We start from the raw sequence: 15,370 nt of genomic DNA on the forward strand, positions 1-15,370 counted from the left end.
GGCCCGGATCGGGTACGCCGCCGGCCGCGCCGGCGCCTCACCCGGCCTGCGGGCGCTGCTGCTGCACCGGGTGGCGCTCGCCGCCGCGCTCGCCGGGCGTCCCCGCGCCGCCGGGCAGGCGCTGGCCGGGGCGGATCGGGCCGGTACGCCGGAGCCCGGCCGGGAGCCGCCCTGGCTCTACTGGCTCGACGCGGCCGAACTGGCGGCGATGACCGGGCGCACGCTCGTCGCGCTGGGCCGTCCGGCCGCCGCCGTGCCGCTGCTGACGCCCGCGGTGGGCGCGCGGGGCCGCCCGCGCCGGTCCGCCGTGTACGGCGGCTGGCTGGCCCGCGCTCACCTGGGCCTGGGCGCGGTGCCCGAGGCGTGCGCGGTGGCCGGCGAGGCGCTGCTCGACGCGGTCCGGTCCGGTTCCCACCGGGCCGTCGGCCAGCTCACCGCGTTCCGCCGCGGCCTGGCGCACGCGCCGCCCGGCCCGGCCACCCGGGGGTACGCGCGAGCGCTCACCACGGCCCGCCCGTACCTGCCGTCCGGCGTGCCGCGCCACCTGCGCGACCGTCCGTCCCGGTGACGCACGAGGCACGCCGGGACGCCGGGCACGACGAGAGCGGGTGCGAACCGCTAGCGTCGTGGCGTGACCCACGCTGCTCCCGTATCCCCCGTCGATCGCGCCGGCCTGCGCCAGCGGATCGACAAGGCGCTGACCGAGTTCCTCGCCGGCCAGCGCGGCTGGCTGACCGCCGTCGACGACGGCCTGCTGCCCGTCGCCGAGGCGATCGAGGCGTTCGTGCTGGGCGGCGGCAAGCGGCTGCGCCCGGCGTTCGGCTACTGGGGTTACCGGGGCGCCGGCGGGGTCGACTCCGACCAGGTCGTCGCCACCCTGGCCGCGCTGGAGTTCGTACAGGCCAGCGCGCTGATCCACGACGACCTGATGGACCGGTCGGACACCCGGCGCGGCGAGCCGGCGATGCACAGGCGGTTCGCCGCCCGGCACCGCGCGGCGAGCTGGGGCGGCGACGCGGACTCCTTCGGCGACGCCGCGGCGATCCTGCTGGGCGACCTGTGCCTGGTCTGGTCCGACGAGCTGCTGCACTCCTCCGGCCTGCCGCCGGCCACAGTGGCCCGGGCCCGGCCGGTCTTCGACGAGATGCGCACCGAGGTGACAGTCGGGCAGTACCTGGACGTGCTGACCCAGGCCACCGGGGACACCTCGCTGGACCGGGCGGCCAAGGTGGCCCGGTACAAGTCGGCGAAGTACACGGTCGAGCGCCCGCTGCTGCTCGGCGCCGCGCTGGCCGGCGCGCCGCCGGAGGTGCACGCCGCGTACTCGGCGTACGGGCTGCCGCTGGGTGAGGCGTTCCAGCTCCGCGACGACGTGCTGGGGGTGTTCGGCGACCCGGAGCGCACCGGCAAGCCGGCCGGCGACGACCTGCGCGAGGGCAAGCGGACGTACCTGGTGGCGGCCGCCCTGGAGACGCTCGACCCGGCCGGCCGGGAGGCGCTGCTGGCCGGGCTCGGCGTACCGGACCTGGACGCGGCCGGGGTGGATCGGCTGCGCGAGCTGATCACCAGCAGCGGCGCGCTGGATCGGGCCGAGCGGCACATCGCCGCGCTCACCGAGAGCGCCCTGGCCGCGCTCACCGCTGTCGACCTGGACACCGAGGCCCGTCAGGCCCTGGTCGACCTGGCCATAGCCGCCACCCGCCGCCCCGCCTGACCGCCCCTCGCCCCCTTGCGGGCGTCGATCATGAAGTTGGCGGCGAAGTCGATCTCCGATCGTGCCGCCAACTTCATGATCGACGGGGTTGGCGACGGGGTGGGTTAGAAGGCGACGGCCTGGGCTCGGCGTTTGACCTCTCGGGCCAGGTCGCCGCCGAGGGCCACGGCGGGGGTGCCGGGAAGACTGGGGTCCTCCCGGTAGAGCCAGCGCAGCGCCTCCTCGTCGTCATAACCGGCGTCGGCGAGCAGGTTGAGCACGCCGGGCAGGTGCTTGAGCACGGTGCTGTTGGCCACCAGGTCGGCCGGGATCCGGCGGACGCCGTCGCGGCGCACCGCGATCAGCTCACGGTCGCGGATCATCTGGTGCACCTTGCTGATCGACAGGTCCAGGCGCTCGGCCACGTCGGGCAGCGTCAGCCAGCCGGCCGGGTCGGCCGGTCCGGCCAGGTCGGGGCCGGTCTCGGCGGGTACGGAATCGGTCACCCGACCACCCTGCCACGTGCCCGCCGGGCCCGGTGCACGGCACCCCGCACCACCGCCGGGAGCGCGGCGGTCCCCCCGTGTCGCAACCCGGCGGTAGCATCCTGTTCTACCTTCATCCTTCCGACACATAGACTGCCTGCCGATGGACACACAGGTCGCCGACACGTTGCTGGGCTCGCTGATCGAGGGGCGCTACCGCATTCGCGGGCGCGTCGCCCGAGGCGGCATGGCGACCGTGTACACCGCCACCGACGAGCGCCTGGAGCGCACCGTGGCGGTCAAGATCATTCACCCGACCCAGGCGCCGCAGGCCAAGGCCCGGATGGCCGGCTTCGTCGAACGCTTCACCGACGAGGCCAAGACCATCGCCCGGCTCACCCACCCGAACGTGGTGGCGGTCTACGACCAGGGCATCCACGCGGGCCTGCCGTACCTGGTGATGGAGTACGTCCGCGGCCGCACGCTGCGCGACGTGCTCGCCGAGCGCCGCCGGCTCAACCCGGACGAGGCGCTCGCGATCACCGAGCAGATGCTCGCCGCGCTCGCCGCCGCGCACCGGGCCGGCCTGGTGCACCGCGACGTCAAGCCGGAGAACGTGCTGGTCGCCGAGGTGCCCACCGGCGGCAGCCGCAACCTGGTCGACAGCGTGGTCAAGGTGGCCGACTTCGGGCTGGCCCGGGCCGTCGAGGCCAGCGCCGAGGACGAGAACGGCAACCAGCTCATGGCGACGGTGGCGTACGTGGCGCCGGAGCTGGTCACCCAGGGCCACGCGGACCCGCGCACCGACGTCTACTCGGCCGGCATCGTGCTGTTCGAGATGCTCACCGGCCGGGTGCCCTACGACGGCGACCGTCCGGTGGAGGTCGCGTGGCAGCACGTCGACCGGGACGTACCGGCGCCGTCGACGCTGGTGCCGACGCTGCCGCCGGCTCTCGACGCGCTCGTCGCGCGGGCCACCCGACGCGATCCGGCCGGCCGCCCGGCCGACGCCGCGGCGCTGCTGAGCGAGGTGCAGGCGGTCCGCGACCAGCTGGGCGACCCGCACGCGCACACCACCGTGCTGCCGCAGCTCAGTGACGACACCGCGGTCCTGAGCCAGCCGACCCAGATGGTGGCCGCGCTCCAGCCGGTCGAGCGCCCGGCGTGGGCGCGGCTGCCCGAGGGCGGCGCCGCACAGCGCCCGCACCGGCGCCGCGCCGTCGAGGAGGACGTCCCGGGGACCGGGTTCGCCGCCCTGCGTACCCGGATCATGGGCTCGCCGCGCGGCCGGCTGGCCGTCGCCGCGGCGGTCGTGGTGCTCGGCCTGGTCGCCGCGGTGGGTGGCTGGTGGTTCGGCGTGGGCCGCTACACGGTCGCGCCGCAGATGGTGAGCCTGACCAAGGCCGACGCGGAGGCGCAGGCCCAGCGTGGCGGCTTCACGCTGAAGTACGCCACCCCGCGCCACGACGAGCAGGTCCCGAAGGACACGGTGCTCGGGCAGTCGCCCGGCTCGGCCGCGCGGATCGTCAAGGGCGGCACGATCACGCTGACCCTGTCGCTCGGTCCGGAGCGGCTGCCGGTGCCGGACGTGGTGGGCAAGGACTACGCGCTGGCCCAGGCCGAGCTGGAGGGCGCCAACCTGGTCGTGGCCAAGGGCTCCTCCCGGTACGACGACACGCTGCCCGCGGGTGTGGTGCTGGCCACCGACCCGAAGGTGGGCACAGTGGTCAAGCCCGGGGCGAAGGTGACGGTGATCCTCAGCAAGGGCCGCGCCCCGGTGACGGTGCCCAACCTGGTCGGCAAGAGCCTCACCGAGGCGCGCACCATCCTCGCGCAGCTCGGGCTGAAGCCGGTGGAGAACGTCAAGGACTCCGACAAGCCGAAGGACGAGATCCTCGGCCAGAGCCCGGCCGACGGCACCGGCGTGGAGAAGGGCGCCCAGGTCAAGCTGGAGATCAGCAAGGGCCCGCCGCAGGTGGCCGTCCCCCGGGTGATCGACATGCCCTGCCAGCAGGCCAAGCAGACGCTGGAGAGCCAGGGCTTCCCGGTCAACGTCCAGCTCAACCCGAACGGCATCGCGCGGCTGCAGAACCCGGCCGAGAACACGCCTGTGCCGCCGGGTACGACGGTCACGGTGACGTGCCTGTGAACGCGTGTGACGGGCGCCGGCGGGTGGGGTCGCACACCCCCACCTCCGGCGGCCTGGCCCGGGCGGCCCTGCCGTACGCGGACGCGGCCGAGTCCGAGGTGGTGCAGGTCTACGTCTCGAACTCGCGCGGCTGGGCGCTGCCGGCCGGTGACCCGGCGCAGGACACGTTGTTCCGCGACGGCTGCGGCGAGCGCGGGCTGCCCGTGTTCATCCACGCGTCGCTGCTGGTCAACCTGGGCTCCCCCACCCCGGCGACGGTGACCCGGTCGACGGAGACGCTGGCCCACGCGCTGCGGCGGGGCCGGGCGATCGGCGCCGAGGGCGTGGTGTTCCACGCCGGCAGCTCGGTCGACGCCGGTCACGACGAGCCGGCCCTGCGGCAGGTCCGGGAGGCGCTGCTCCCGCTGCTCGACGAGATCGCGGCCACCGGCGGGCCGATGCTGCTGGTCGAGCCGAGCGCCGGCGGCGGGCGGTCACTGGCGTCCCGGGTCGAGCACCTCGGCCCCTACCTGGACGCGGTCGACCGGCACCCGATGCTCGGGGTCTGCTTCGACACCTGTCACGCCTGGGCGGCCGGTCACGACCTGGCCGCCGAGGGCGGCATGACCGCCACCCTCGACACGCTGGTCGCCACTGTGGGCGCGGACCGGCTGCGGCTGGTGCACGCGAACGACTCGAAGGACCTGTGCGGCTCCACCCGCGACCGGCACGAGAACATCGGCAAGGGCACCATCGGCGAGCCGGCGTTCGCCGAGCTGATGCGGCATCCGGCGACCGCCGGCGTGCCCGTGCTGGTGGAGACCCCCACGGAGAAGCACATCGGCCACGCCGCCGACATCGCCACCCTCAAACGCCTCCACCCTTGACGGGGTTCGCTCCCCTCCCCGCATCACTCCGGTGATCAAGGAGTTCGTGTCCCGCTCCGGCGCGGATTCGGACACGAACTCCTTGATCACCCCAGACCCGGAGTGGGTCAGGCGCGCAGGGCGGTGTTCAGGATGGTGGCGGCGCGGTCGATCTGCGCGTCGGTGACGTCCAGGTGGGTGACCAGCCGGGCGGTACGCGGGCCGAGCACCGAGATCAGCAGCCCCTCCGCCCGCGCGGCCGCCGCCAGCGTGTGCGCGTCCAGCGGGTGCTTGGTCAGGTCCAGCGGCACGATGTTGGTCCGCACCACCGACGCGAGCACCCCGTGCGGGGCGACCGCCTCGGCCAGCCGGGCCGCCTTGACGTGGTCGTCGGCCAGCCGCTCGACGTGGTGCGCCAGCGCGTACCGGCCCGCGGCGGCGAGGATGCCGACCTGCCGCATGCCGCCGCCCATCCGCTTGCGCAGGAACCGCGCCCGGGCGATCTTCTCCGCGCTGCCCACGATCAGCGAGCCGACCGGCGCGCCGAGGCCCTTGGAGAGGCAGACCGAGAGCGTGTCGAACAGCACGCCGTACCCGGCCAGCGGCACCCCGTCGGCCACGTGCGCGTGCCAGATCCGCGCGCCGTCGCAGTGCAGGGCCACCCCGTGCTCGTCGGCGACCGCACGCATCCGGCGCAGCGTCGGCAGCGGGATCACCCCACCGCCGCCCCGGTTGTGGGTCTGCTCCACGGCGATCGCCCGCGTGGGCACCGCGAAGTAGCCGTCCGGCCGGATCATCCCGGCGACCACGTCGGGGTCCAGCTCCGCGCCCACCGCGGGCCAGGTCCGCGAGGAGATCCCCCCGTACGCGGCGGCGGCGCCGACCTCGTACGTGACCACGTGCGCGTCGGCGTCGCAGAGCAACTCGTCGCCGGGCGGTACGTGCAACTGGAGCGCGATCTGGTTGGCCATCGAGCCGCTCGGGGCGAACAGCGCCGCCTCGTGGCCGAACAGCGCGGCCACCTCGGTCTCCAGCGCGGTGACCGTCGGGTCCTCGCCGTAGACGTCGTCGCCCACCTCGGCGGCGGCCATCGCCTCCCGCATCCGCGGCGTCGGCCGGGTCACGGTGTCCGTCCGCAGATCGATGACCTCACCCACGGAGCATCTCCGCCACCAGGAACGCCAACTCCAGCGACTGCTGGGTGTTCAGCCGGGGGTCGCAGGCCGTCTCGTACCGGTCGGGCAGGTCGAGGTCCTCGATGCCCTGGGCGCCGCCGAGGCACTCGGTGACGTCCTCGCCGGTCAGCTCGACGTGCAGGCCACCCGGGTGGGTGTCCAGACCCCGGTGCACCTCGAAGTAGCCGAGCACCTCGTCGACGATCCGGTCGAAGTGCCGGGTCTTGTAGCCGTTGGAGGACTCGTGCGTGTTGCCGTGCATCGGGTCGCACTGCCAGACGACCTTGGCGCCGGCGGCGGTGACCTTGGCGACGATCGGCGGCAGCGCGTCCCGGACCCGGTGGTTGCCCATCCGGCTGATCAGCGTGAGCCGGCCGGGGATGTTGTCCGGGTTGAGCTTCTCGCAGAGCTCGATCGCCTCGTCCGGGGTGGTCGTCGGGCCGAGCTTGACGCCGATCGGGTTGGCGATGCGGGAGATGAAGTCGATGTGCGCGCCGTCGATCTGCCGGGTCCGCTCGCCGATCCAGAGGAAGTGCCCGGACAGGCCGTACGCCTTGCCGTTGGAGATCCGGGTCAGCGCCCGGTCGTACTCCAGCGCGAGCGCCTCGTGCGAGCAGTGCAGCGTGACGGTGCGCAGCGCCTCGTCGTCGGTCATCCCGCAGGCCCGGATGAAGGCCAGCGCCCGGTCGATCTCGCGGGCGATCGCGTCGTAGCGCTCGCCGGCCGGGGACCGCCGGACGAAGTCCTTGTTCCAGTCGTGCACGGCGTGCAGGTCGGCCAGCCCGCCGGCCAGGTACGCCCGGAGCATGTTCATCGCGGCGGCCGAGTTGGCGTACGCCCGGATCATGCGCTGCGGGTCGGCGACCCGCGCCTCCGGCGTGGCCTCCAGGGAGTTGATCATGTCGCCGCGGTAGGCGGGCAGGCCGCGGGCGTCGGTCGGCAGGGACCGGGGCTTGGTGTACTGGCCGGCGACCCGGGCGACCTTGACCACCGGCAGCGACGCGCCGTAGGTGAGCACGATGGCCATCTGGAGCAGCGTGCGGGCGTTGGCGAGCAGGTGGCTCTCGGTGTTGTCGGCGAAGGTCTCCGCGCAGTCGCCGCCCTGGAGCAGGAACGCCTTGCCCTCGCAGACCAGCGCGAGCCGCTGCCGCAACTGGTCGACCTCGTAGGGCGCGACCACGGAGGGCACCGTGTCCAGCACCCGGCAGACCTCGGCGACCTGGGCCGGGTCGTCCCAGGGCGGGGTCTGCGCGCGCGGCAGCTCCCGCCAGCGGTCGAGGCCGAGGGCCGCGTCCTCGGCGGAGTCGGCGGTCGGTCGGCTGGTCTGCAGACCAGGGCTACCCACGGCGGGGTGACTCAGCTGATGCCACTCATGGCGCATGAAGGAAAGCGTACGGCGACCGTCGTGATCACTCACCGCCGAGGGGGATGGTTCCGGTCACTGGGAGGACACTGGTGAGGGCGCCGTCGCCGGCGGCGGCCCCGCCGGGTCGGCGGTCGGCTCGACCGCGCGCTCGCCGGGCGCCTCGCCGGAGATGCACCAGTCCGCGCCGTTGCGGGTGACGGTGAACAGCAGCGACCGGGCGGCCTTACGCGAGCCGGCGGCAACCGTGATCGAGGCGCTGACCTCCTGGCCGTTCGGGCCGGAGCGGACCTCGGTGATCGTCGCCTCGGGCACCGTGAAGTGGTCGGCGAAGTCGCCGTTCGGGCCGGTGGCGGCGGAGTCGAAGGCGGCGTGCATGGGCGCGCAGAGCTGGCTGCGGCCGGCGGCGGCGTCGCGGGCGGTCAGCGCGTCCAGGTACGCCTGCACGCGTTCCCGGCTCTTGACCGCCGCCTCCTCGGCCGGCGCCTTCCCGCTGGGCGGGGTGTCGCCGCCCTGGCCGCCCGAGCCGCAGGCGGCCAGGGCCGCCGGCAGGAGCGCGAGGAGGGCGAGCCCGGTGAACCGGCCCCGGTGGCTGCGACCCATCTGTCCTCCCGTCGCGTGGACTCGTCGAGCGGCGAGTGTGCCACATCCGGCCCGGGCGGCCGGGTGACTCCCCATCCTGACCCGGATCGGCGCGCTCGGCCAGGACGGCACGCGGGCGGGGAGGGGCCGGTGCGGCCCCTCCCCGCCGGGTGGGTGGTGCGTCGGCCCTCGGCTCAGCCGAGACCGCCCTTGATGGCGCCGATCAGCTCACCGTTGCTGGTGTCACCGGAGAGCTCCCAGAAGAACGCGCCACCGAGGCCCTGGCTGTTGGCGTAGCTCATCTTCCCGCCGATGGTCGACGGGGTGTCGTAGCTCCACCAGTTGCTGCCGCACTTGGCGTACGCCGTGCCGGCGACGGTGCCGGTGGCCGGGCAGCTGTTCTTGAGCACCTTGTAGTCCTCGATGCCCGCCTCGTAGGTGCCCGGGGCCGCGCCGGTGGCGCTGCCGCCGGGTGCGGCCTGGGTCACGCCGGTCCAGCCGCGTCCGTAGAACCCGACGCCGAGCAGCAGCTTGCTGGACGGTACGCCCTTGGACTTGAGTTTCTGGATCGCCGCGTCCGACCAGAAGCCCTGCTGCGGGATGCCCGCGTAGGAGTAGAGCGGCGAGTGCGGCGCGGTCGGTCCCTGGGCGTTGAAGGCGCCGAAGTAGTCGTACGTCATCGGCATCAGCCAGTTGAGGTTGTTCGCGGCGCCGGCGTAGTCGGTGGCGTCGATCTTGCCGCCGTTGCTGCCGTCGGCGGTGATCGCCGCGGTGACCAGGAAGCTGGAGCCGAACTTGCCCCGCAGCGCCGAGATCACGTTCTTGAACGCGTTCGGGCCGCTGCTGTCGCACTGGAGGCCGCAGGCGTTCGGGTACTCCCAGTCGATGTCGATGCCGTCGAAGACGTCCGCCCAGCGCGGGTCCTTGACCAGGGAGTAGCAGGAGTCGGCGAACGCGGCCGGGTTCTGCGCGGCCTGGGTGAAGCCGCCGGACCAGGTCCAGCCGCCGAAGGACCAGAGCACCTTCAGGTTCGGGTACATCTTCTTGAGCTTGCGCAGCTGGTTGAAGCTGCCGCGCAGCGGCTGGTCCCAGGTGTCGGCGACGCCGTCGACGCTGTCCGCCGCGGTGTACGCCTTCTCGTAGTCGGCGTAGCTGTCCCCGATGCTGCACCGGCCGCCCGTGGTGTTGCCGAAGGCGTACAGGATGTGGGTCAGCTTCGCGGCCGAGCCGCTCGTGTGGATGTTCTTGACGTGGTAGTTGCGGGCGTAGACGCCCCACTCGGCGAAGTAGCCGACGATCTTCTTGCCACCGGGCGGCGGCGTGGTGGGCGGCTGCGTGGTCGGCGGAGCGGTCGTCGGCGGCGCCGTGGTGGGCGGCGCCGTGGTGGGCGGCGCCGTGGTCGGCGCGGTGGTCGTCGGCGTGCCGCCACCGGTGCAGGAGCCGCCGTTGATCGTGCAGCTCACCGGCGCCTTGTACGCGCCGGTGCCGTTGTAGCCCCAGCTGAAGCTGGCGCCGGGGGCGAGCGTCGCGGCCCAGCTCTTGTTGACCGCCACGTAGCGGTCACCGCTGCGGGTGATGTCGGCGTCCCAGGAGCTGCTGATCGAGGTGCCGGAGGGCAGCGTGAACTCGATGCGCCAGCCGTTGACGGTGGAACTGGTGCCGTTGGTGACTGTCACCCGCCCCTCGTGGCCGGTGCCCCAGTCCTGCACCTTGGCGAACGTGGCGGTGACGCTGCCGGCGGCCGACGCGGTGGTCATGGGCACCGCGGCGACCGCGAGCGCGACCACGGCGCCGGTGGCCCACAGGGCCCGGCGGAGCGATCTCTTCATACGGCGTCCCTCCAATAGTTAGGAAACTTTCCAAATTGATTGCTGAGACGCTACTCACGGCGTCACCACTTCGTCAAGATGTAGATGCATCGATTTCACGGGTGACGCGGGACGGTGGGCACGAGGGCCGTAGCCTCGTCCCATGACCGTTTTCGACGTCCAGATCGACGCCCTCACCGGCGGCCCGGCCGACCTCGGCCGCTACCGCGGCCGCGCCCTGCTCGTGGTCAATGTGGCCTCCCGCTGCGGCCTCACCCCGCAGTACGCGGGCCTCCAGGAACTCGCCGACACGTACGCCGGACGCGGGCTGACGGTGCTCGGGGTGCCGTGCAACCAGTTCGCCGGCCAGGAGCCGGGCAGCGCCGCCGAGATCGAGGAGTTCTGCCAGGTCAACTACGGCGTGACGTTCCCGCTGACGGAGAAGGTCGACGTCAACGGGCCGGACCGGCACCCGCTCTACGCGGAGCTGGTGTCCACGCCGGACGCCGAGGGACACACCGGCGACGTGCGCTGGAACTTCGAGAAGTTCCTCGTCGCGCCGGACGGCACGCCGGCCGCGCGATTCGGCCCGCAGGTCACGCCCGAGGACCCCGAGCTGCGCGCGGCGATCGAGAAGGTCCTCCCGGCCTGACGGACGCACCCGCCGCCGGGCACGGCGAAGCGGCACGCCCCCATGGGAGGCGTGCCGCTGCCGTGGGCCGGGTCAGCCGGCGGCGGCCCGGAAGACCGGGTAGTAGCCGCCGGACTGCCCGGCCGCCGTCGGGTGGTACGACTTGCTCAGGCTCAGCACGTTGAGCGCGTGCAGCCACTTCGTCCCGTAGCTGCACAGCTGGTGGCCGACGAAGATGGAGCGCACGTCGGCGAAGGTGAAGCCGGCCGAGACGGCGGCCGTGCGGGTGATGTCGTCGAGCAGGTTGATGCCCTCGTTGATCTTCGCCCGGGACGTCGCGCTGAGGCCGACGCAGGTGGTGCCGAGCTGGTAGAAGACCGGGTAGCCGACCACCACGACGCGGGCCGAGGGCGCCCGGCTCTTGATGCCGTTGTAGACGTTGGCGAGCCGGCCCGGCATCGAGGTGCGGGCCACGTTCATGGCGGACTGCACGGCCGCCACGCACTGGGTCTCCCCCTGGAGCACGCAGGTGCTCATGATGTTGGCGAAGCCGACGTCGTTGCCGCCCACCGTGACGCTGACCAGCGTGGTGGTCGAGGAGAGCGCGGAGAGCTGGCTGTTGATGACGTCCGTGGTGGTGGCGCCGGAGCAGGCGACCGACCGGTACGACGCGGGCTTGATGTTGGTGTTGTAGAGCGCCGGGTAGGCGTTGGTGCTGCGTAGACAGTTACCGCTCTCGGAGGTGTAGCTGTCGGCACCGACGCCGGAGGCGTACGAGTCGCCGAGCGCGACGTAGCGGTCGGACGGGGCCGCCTGGGCGGGGGCGGCCAGAGACAGGGTGACCCCGACCGAGGCGGCCAGGGTCAGGGCGAGGGTGGCAAGACGGGATCTCCGCACGTCGCACTCCTGGGGGCGTGAAGTGGTGGTGAGAGATAGATATCAATAAGATCACAGCGCATGGAAGATCACCGATTTGCGGTCGGGCGCGCATAGCGACTTACGCCTACAAATCGTTGCCGGTTTCGCGGACCGGGATGAAGGATTGTTCCGCCGGGAACGTCAGGCGCATCGCCGGGTCGGCGTTCTCCCGGAAGCCCAGGGCACGGTAGAGCGGGCGACCGGCCGCCGAGGCCCGCAGATCGACCCGGCGCACACCCCGGTCCCGGAACCAGGCCAGCAGCGCGGTCAGGCAGGCTCGGCTGTGGCCGCGCCGCCGGTACGCCGGGTCGGTGCTGACGTTGAAGACGTACCCGACCAGGCCGCTCGGGTCGTCCGGCCCGCCGAGCCGCCGTTCCACAGTGCCCACCGCGCAGGCCGCCAGCGACGCGCCGTCCGGCGCGTCGACCACGAAGGCGGCGAGCCAGGGATCCGGTTCGGCCAGCCAGGTGCGCAGATTGTCCCGGGCGACGTCCTGCCAGCGGCCCGGCGGCGTCGGCACCCCGCTCATGCCGGCGAGCATCAGCCCGCGCAGCCGCACCAGCTCGTCGGCGTCGGACGGCACCGCCCGGCGCGCGTCACCCACGGGCCGGCTCAGACCGGACGGCGGCCGGCGAACCCGCACTCGACCCGGTGGTACCACCGGATGTCGGTGTCCCCCTCCAGCCAGCACCAGAGCACCGCCCGGCCGTCGCGCTCACCGGGGAAGTCGAGCAGCACCGGGGCGATCCCCTTGACCGCGATGTCGTGCTGGTGGAACTCGTCCACCACGAGATGCAGGCGCGCCTCCAGCGCCTTCACCTCGGCCAGCCCGCCGAGCGCGCTGACGCCGTGATCGGCCAGATCGACCCGCAGCTCGGCCAGGTCGGCCCGCAGCCGGATCAGCTCGTCGACGCGCGGCCGCAGCGTGGCCACCAGGTGTCGCGCCTGGGCGAGAGTGAACACCGGGCCAGTATGCGGCACCGGGCGAGCACGGCCGAGCGCGACGCCGGGGCGTTGTCAGGATTGGACGCGTTCCGCCTCCTGCACGAACGTGTCGCTCCGGCGTGCGCCCATCCGGTCCAGCTCGTCCAGCACCGCCCCCACCCCGTCCGCGCCCACCAGCACGGTGACGCGCAACCGGGCTGCCAGTGGCTGGTCCTGCCAGTAGCCACGCGGCAGCAGGCTCGCCTGCGGTGTCGTCGTCGCCACGGCGGCGTCGCTGACGATGACCGAGATCGCGCCCGCGCGCAGCAGCGCGTCGCGCAGGTCGGCGCTGTTCGCGGCCGGGTCCGGCTCCAGCAGCGCGGTGACCACCCGTACCCGCTGGCCGGGCGGCACGGACGGTTCGCCGGCCGGCGCCGCGGCGGTACGGCGCCGGGGCGCGCCCGGCGCGGTCAGGCTGGTCACGCCGCCCAGGTGGTACGCGTCGGCGCCCTGCTGCGCCTGGTCCAGGCGTTCCTGGTCGGCCGGCGGCACGCGCAGGCCGATGAGCGCCTGCACCCCGGCGGCGATCAGCCAGGTGAGGACGAAGGAGAACGCGACCACGCTCACCACGCCGACGAACTGGCGCCACAGCAGGCCGCCTCCGCCGCCGAGGAACAGCCCGTCGGCGCCGAGCGGGTTGACCCCGCGGTTGCCGAACAGGCCGAGCAGGAGCGTGCCGAGCATGCCGCCGACGAAATGCACGGCGAGCACGTCGAGCGCGTCGTCGAGGCGCAGCAGGTACTTCAGTTTCAGCGCGAAGTGGCAGACCAGGCCGGCCAGCGCGCCGATCGCGACGGCCGACGCCGCGTTGACGTACCCGGCGGTCGGGGTGACAGTGGCCAGGCCCGCGACCGCGCCGGAGACCGCGCCCACGACGGTGCTGTGTCCGTCGGTGACGCGTTCCAGCGCCAGCCAGACGAGCATCGCCGCGGCGGCGGCGAGGTGCGTGTTGAGGACGGCCTGCGCGGCCAGGCCGTTGGCCTGGAGGCCGTCGCCGCCGTTGAAGCCGAACCAGCCGAACCAGAGGATGCCGGCGCCGACGATGGTCAGCGGGATCGAGTTCGGTGGCGCGGCGGTGTGCGGCCAGTTCCGGCGGCGGCCGACGACGAGCAGCACGGCGAGGACGGCGGCGCCGGCGCTGGCGTGCACGACCAGTCCGCCGGCCCAGTCCTGGGTGCCGAACTTCGCGAGCCATCCGCCGGGGTGCCAGAGCCAGTGCGCGATCGGCGCGTAGACCACTATCGACCAGACCGCGAGGAACAGCACCCAGCCGCCGAAGCGCAGCCGGCCCGCTGTGGCGCCGGTGACGAGCGCGGGTGTGATCACCGCGAACATCATCTGGAACAGCACGAACGCCAGCGTCGGGATGGTGATCCGGCCGTCGACCACGTGCAGGTTGGGTGCGGGCGGCACCTTCAGGTCGGTGAGCCCGAACAGTTCCAGGTTGCCGAACAGCCCGCTGCCGGCGTCGTCGCCGAAGGCGATGGTGTAGCCGACGAGCACCCAGGTCAGGCTGACCACGCCGAGCGCGATCATGTTCTGTTGCAGCATCGCCAGGACGTTGCGGGTGCGGACCATGCCGCCGTAGAACGCGGCGAGTCCCGGCGTCATGAACAGGACGAGGCCGGCGCAGACCAGCACCCAGGCGGTGTCACCCGCGTTCGGAGCGGACACGGTTTCCCTCCTTCTCTCGCAGGTGGACGGAGTCGCGGACGGTGTGCAGGACGCTGTCCTTGACCCGTTCGTGGTTGGGCACCGGCGCGAAGTGCCGGTCGGGCAGCAGCAACAGCCAGGTGGCGATGTTGAACGGGCCGGTCAGCACGGGGATGCCCAGCGGCGTGAGCATGGTGGTCAGCGCCATCTGCACGACCAGCGTCAGCGCGATCCCGAACAGCGTGTAGACGGTGACCAGCGCGCCGGGGCGGTGCGCGACAGCGCCTACCACGATCGCGGTCAGCACCGCGTTGAAGGCGAACAGCCCCTTGTCCAGCGATGCGCCGTCGGCGCCGAACCAGAGCGCCAGCAGTGTCGCGCCGACGGCGCCGATCACCGCGAACAGCGCCGACCACCGGGAGTTGATCAGCAGGGCGACGAGGATGAGCAGGCCGGTGACCCAGCTCTCGATCAGGTAGACCTGGGACACGCCCTTGAAGAACGTCGGAACGAGGCCCCAGTCGAACGTGCCGCCGGCCGACGATCCCTCACCGGGGAACTTCGGCGTCAGCTTGGTGAGCACCGTGAACCTGTCGAACTGGTACGCCGCCATCAGCAGGAACCATGTCGTGAGCACGAACGGGAACGTGTAGGCGGTCAGGTTCCAGCGCTTGAAGACGGCGTTGAGGGCGAGCGTGACCACCACCGTGCCGATCGCGCCGAGCACGAGGTAGAGCCACATCAGCGGGCGCTGGTCGAGGAACGTGGGCACCGCGAGCCCGGTCAGCAGCGGGCTGAACCCGAACAGGCCCTTGCGCCAGCTCGACATGTCGACCCGCAGCGCCAGCGCGGTCGCGGTGCCCACGACCAGGCCGAGCACGCCGCCGCCGAACACCCGGGGCGTCCCGTTCTCGAACGCGCCCCAGGCGAGCGCGATCAGGATGAGCAGGCCGCTGAGCGGATTGTTCTGGAGCACCACCTGGGCGGCGCCGCGCAGGCAGGCGTCGACGAACCCGGCCGCCGGGTTCCGGTCGGCCAGGTGGCGCCAGCCACGTCCGATGTCGGCCATCTCGCTGTCCTCCTG

General features: G+C 73.0%; 14 protein-coding genes and 1 pseudogene. 5 read left to right on the forward strand and 10 right to left on the reverse strand.

What is annotated here, in order from left to right; translation table 11 throughout:
• Together EAD96_RS07035 and EAD96_RS07040 are read left to right on the forward strand one after the other, a co-directional pair.
• Positions 1–568, forward strand: a pseudogene (locus EAD96_RS07035) (transcriptional regulator); the annotation flags it as partial.
• Positions 569–631: 63 nt separating this feature from the next.
• A complete protein-coding gene (locus tag EAD96_RS07040) occupies positions 632–1,714 on the forward strand; it encodes a polyprenyl synthetase family protein (RefSeq protein ID WP_121683671.1) in 1,083 nt (360 codons plus the stop codon).
• 104 nt (positions 1,715–1,818) lie between these two features.
• On the opposite strand, the gene EAD96_RS07045 is transcribed toward EAD96_RS07040, so the two are convergent.
• On the reverse strand, positions 1,819–2,199 hold the full coding sequence (locus EAD96_RS07045) for an Rv2175c family DNA-binding protein (RefSeq protein ID WP_120568800.1): 381 nt from the start codon (positions 2,197–2,199) through the stop codon (positions 1,819–1,821).
• 142 nt (positions 2,200–2,341) lie between these two features.
• Here EAD96_RS07045 and pknB point away from each other — a divergent pair, with 142 nt between their 5' ends.
• Both pknB and EAD96_RS07055 read left to right on the forward strand, forming a co-directional pair.
• Positions 2,342–4,327, forward strand: a complete 1,986-nt coding sequence (gene pknB, locus EAD96_RS07050; protein WP_121683672.1) for a Stk1 family PASTA domain-containing Ser/Thr kinase — start codon at positions 2,342–2,344, stop codon at positions 4,325–4,327.
• Positions 4,324–5,193, forward strand: coding sequence for a deoxyribonuclease IV (locus EAD96_RS07055; protein ID WP_199733085.1), 870 nt, complete (start codon positions 4,324–4,326; stop codon positions 5,191–5,193). The genes pknB and EAD96_RS07055 overlap by 4 nt, the downstream gene beginning before the upstream one ends.
• Positions 5,194–5,300: 107 nt before the next feature.
• On the opposite strand, the gene EAD96_RS07060 is transcribed toward EAD96_RS07055, so the two are convergent.
• The 4 genes from EAD96_RS07060 to EAD96_RS07075 all read right to left on the reverse strand — a co-directional run bounded on the left by EAD96_RS07060 (position 5,301) and on the right by EAD96_RS07075 (position 10,121).
• Positions 5,301–6,329 (reverse strand): low specificity L-threonine aldolase, encoded by a 1,029-nt coding sequence (locus EAD96_RS07060; protein ID WP_121683674.1) that lies wholly within the window; start codon positions 6,327–6,329, stop codon positions 5,301–5,303.
• Complete coding sequence (locus EAD96_RS07065) at positions 6,322–7,728, reverse strand: class II 3-deoxy-7-phosphoheptulonate synthase (protein WP_013475760.1); 1,407 nt, start codon at positions 7,726–7,728, stop codon at positions 6,322–6,324. Before EAD96_RS07065 ends, EAD96_RS07060 begins: the two co-directional genes overlap by 8 nt.
• A gap of 57 nt (positions 7,729–7,785) precedes the next feature.
• Complete coding sequence (locus EAD96_RS07070) at positions 7,786–8,313, reverse strand: hypothetical protein (RefSeq protein ID WP_121683675.1); 528 nt, start codon at positions 8,311–8,313, stop codon at positions 7,786–7,788.
• Positions 8,314–8,486: 173 nt separating this feature from the next.
• Complete coding sequence (locus EAD96_RS07075) at positions 8,487–10,121, reverse strand: glycosyl hydrolase family 18 protein (RefSeq protein WP_121683676.1); 1,635 nt, start codon at positions 10,119–10,121, stop codon at positions 8,487–8,489.
• A 142-nt stretch (positions 10,122–10,263) separates the two neighbouring features.
• Between EAD96_RS07075 and EAD96_RS07080 the strand changes: the two genes are divergently transcribed.
• Complete coding sequence (locus EAD96_RS07080; protein ID WP_121683677.1) at positions 10,264–10,752, forward strand: glutathione peroxidase; 489 nt, start codon at positions 10,264–10,266, stop codon at positions 10,750–10,752.
• 72 nt (positions 10,753–10,824) lie between these two features.
• On the opposite strand, the gene EAD96_RS07085 is transcribed toward EAD96_RS07080, so the two are convergent.
• The 5 genes from EAD96_RS07085 to yut form a co-directional block, all read right to left on the reverse strand.
• Positions 10,825–11,628, reverse strand: coding sequence for an SGNH/GDSL hydrolase family protein (locus EAD96_RS07085; protein ID WP_120568793.1), 804 nt, complete (start codon positions 11,626–11,628; stop codon positions 10,825–10,827).
• 106 nt (positions 11,629–11,734) lie between these two features.
• Positions 11,735–12,253 carry a GNAT family N-acetyltransferase gene (locus EAD96_RS07090; protein WP_121683687.1) on the reverse strand — a complete coding sequence of 173 codons (519 nt, stop codon included), beginning with the start codon at positions 12,251–12,253 and terminating at the stop codon, positions 11,735–11,737.
• 8 nt (positions 12,254–12,261) lie between these two features.
• Complete coding sequence (locus EAD96_RS07095) at positions 12,262–12,612, reverse strand: DUF2203 domain-containing protein (protein ID WP_036342567.1); 351 nt, start codon at positions 12,610–12,612, stop codon at positions 12,262–12,264.
• A gap of 54 nt (positions 12,613–12,666) precedes the next feature.
• The gene (locus EAD96_RS07100) at positions 12,667–14,307 is read right to left on the reverse strand and encodes an ammonium transporter (RefSeq protein WP_121683678.1); all 1,641 of its coding nucleotides are present in this window, start codon (positions 14,305–14,307) and stop codon (positions 12,667–12,669) included.
• Positions 14,285–15,355 (reverse strand): urea transporter, encoded by a 1,071-nt coding sequence (gene yut / locus EAD96_RS07105; RefSeq protein WP_120568791.1) that lies wholly within the window; start codon positions 15,353–15,355, stop codon positions 14,285–14,287. Before yut ends, EAD96_RS07100 begins: the two co-directional genes overlap by 23 nt.
• Positions 15,356–15,370 lie beyond the last annotated feature (15 nt).

The organism is Micromonospora sp. BL1 (assembly GCF_003667485.1).
In the GTDB taxonomy this organism is placed as follows: Bacteria; Actinomycetota; Actinomycetes; order Mycobacteriales; family Micromonosporaceae; genus Micromonospora; species Micromonospora tulbaghiae.

Bases quoted from the DNA above. Each gene is read 5' to 3' on its own strand.
- yut (WP_120568791.1), bottom strand. From the start codon at position 15,355: ATGGCCGACATCGGACGTGGCTGGCGCCACCTGGCCGACCGGAACCCG.
- EAD96_RS07080 (WP_121683677.1), top strand. From the start codon at position 10,264: ATGACCGTTTTCGACGTCCAGATCGACGCCCTCACCGGCGGCCCGGCC.
- EAD96_RS07065 (WP_013475760.1), bottom strand. From the start codon at position 7,728: ATGCGCCATGAGTGGCATCAGCTGAGTCACCCCGCCGTGGGTAGCCCT.
- EAD96_RS07075 (WP_121683676.1), bottom strand. From the start codon at position 10,121: ATGAAGAGATCGCTCCGCCGGGCCCTGTGGGCCACCGGCGCCGTGGTC.
- pknB (WP_121683672.1), top strand. From the start codon at position 2,342: ATGGACACACAGGTCGCCGACACGTTGCTGGGCTCGCTGATCGAGGGG.
- EAD96_RS07070 (WP_121683675.1), bottom strand. From the start codon at position 8,313: ATGGGTCGCAGCCACCGGGGCCGGTTCACCGGGCTCGCCCTCCTCGCG.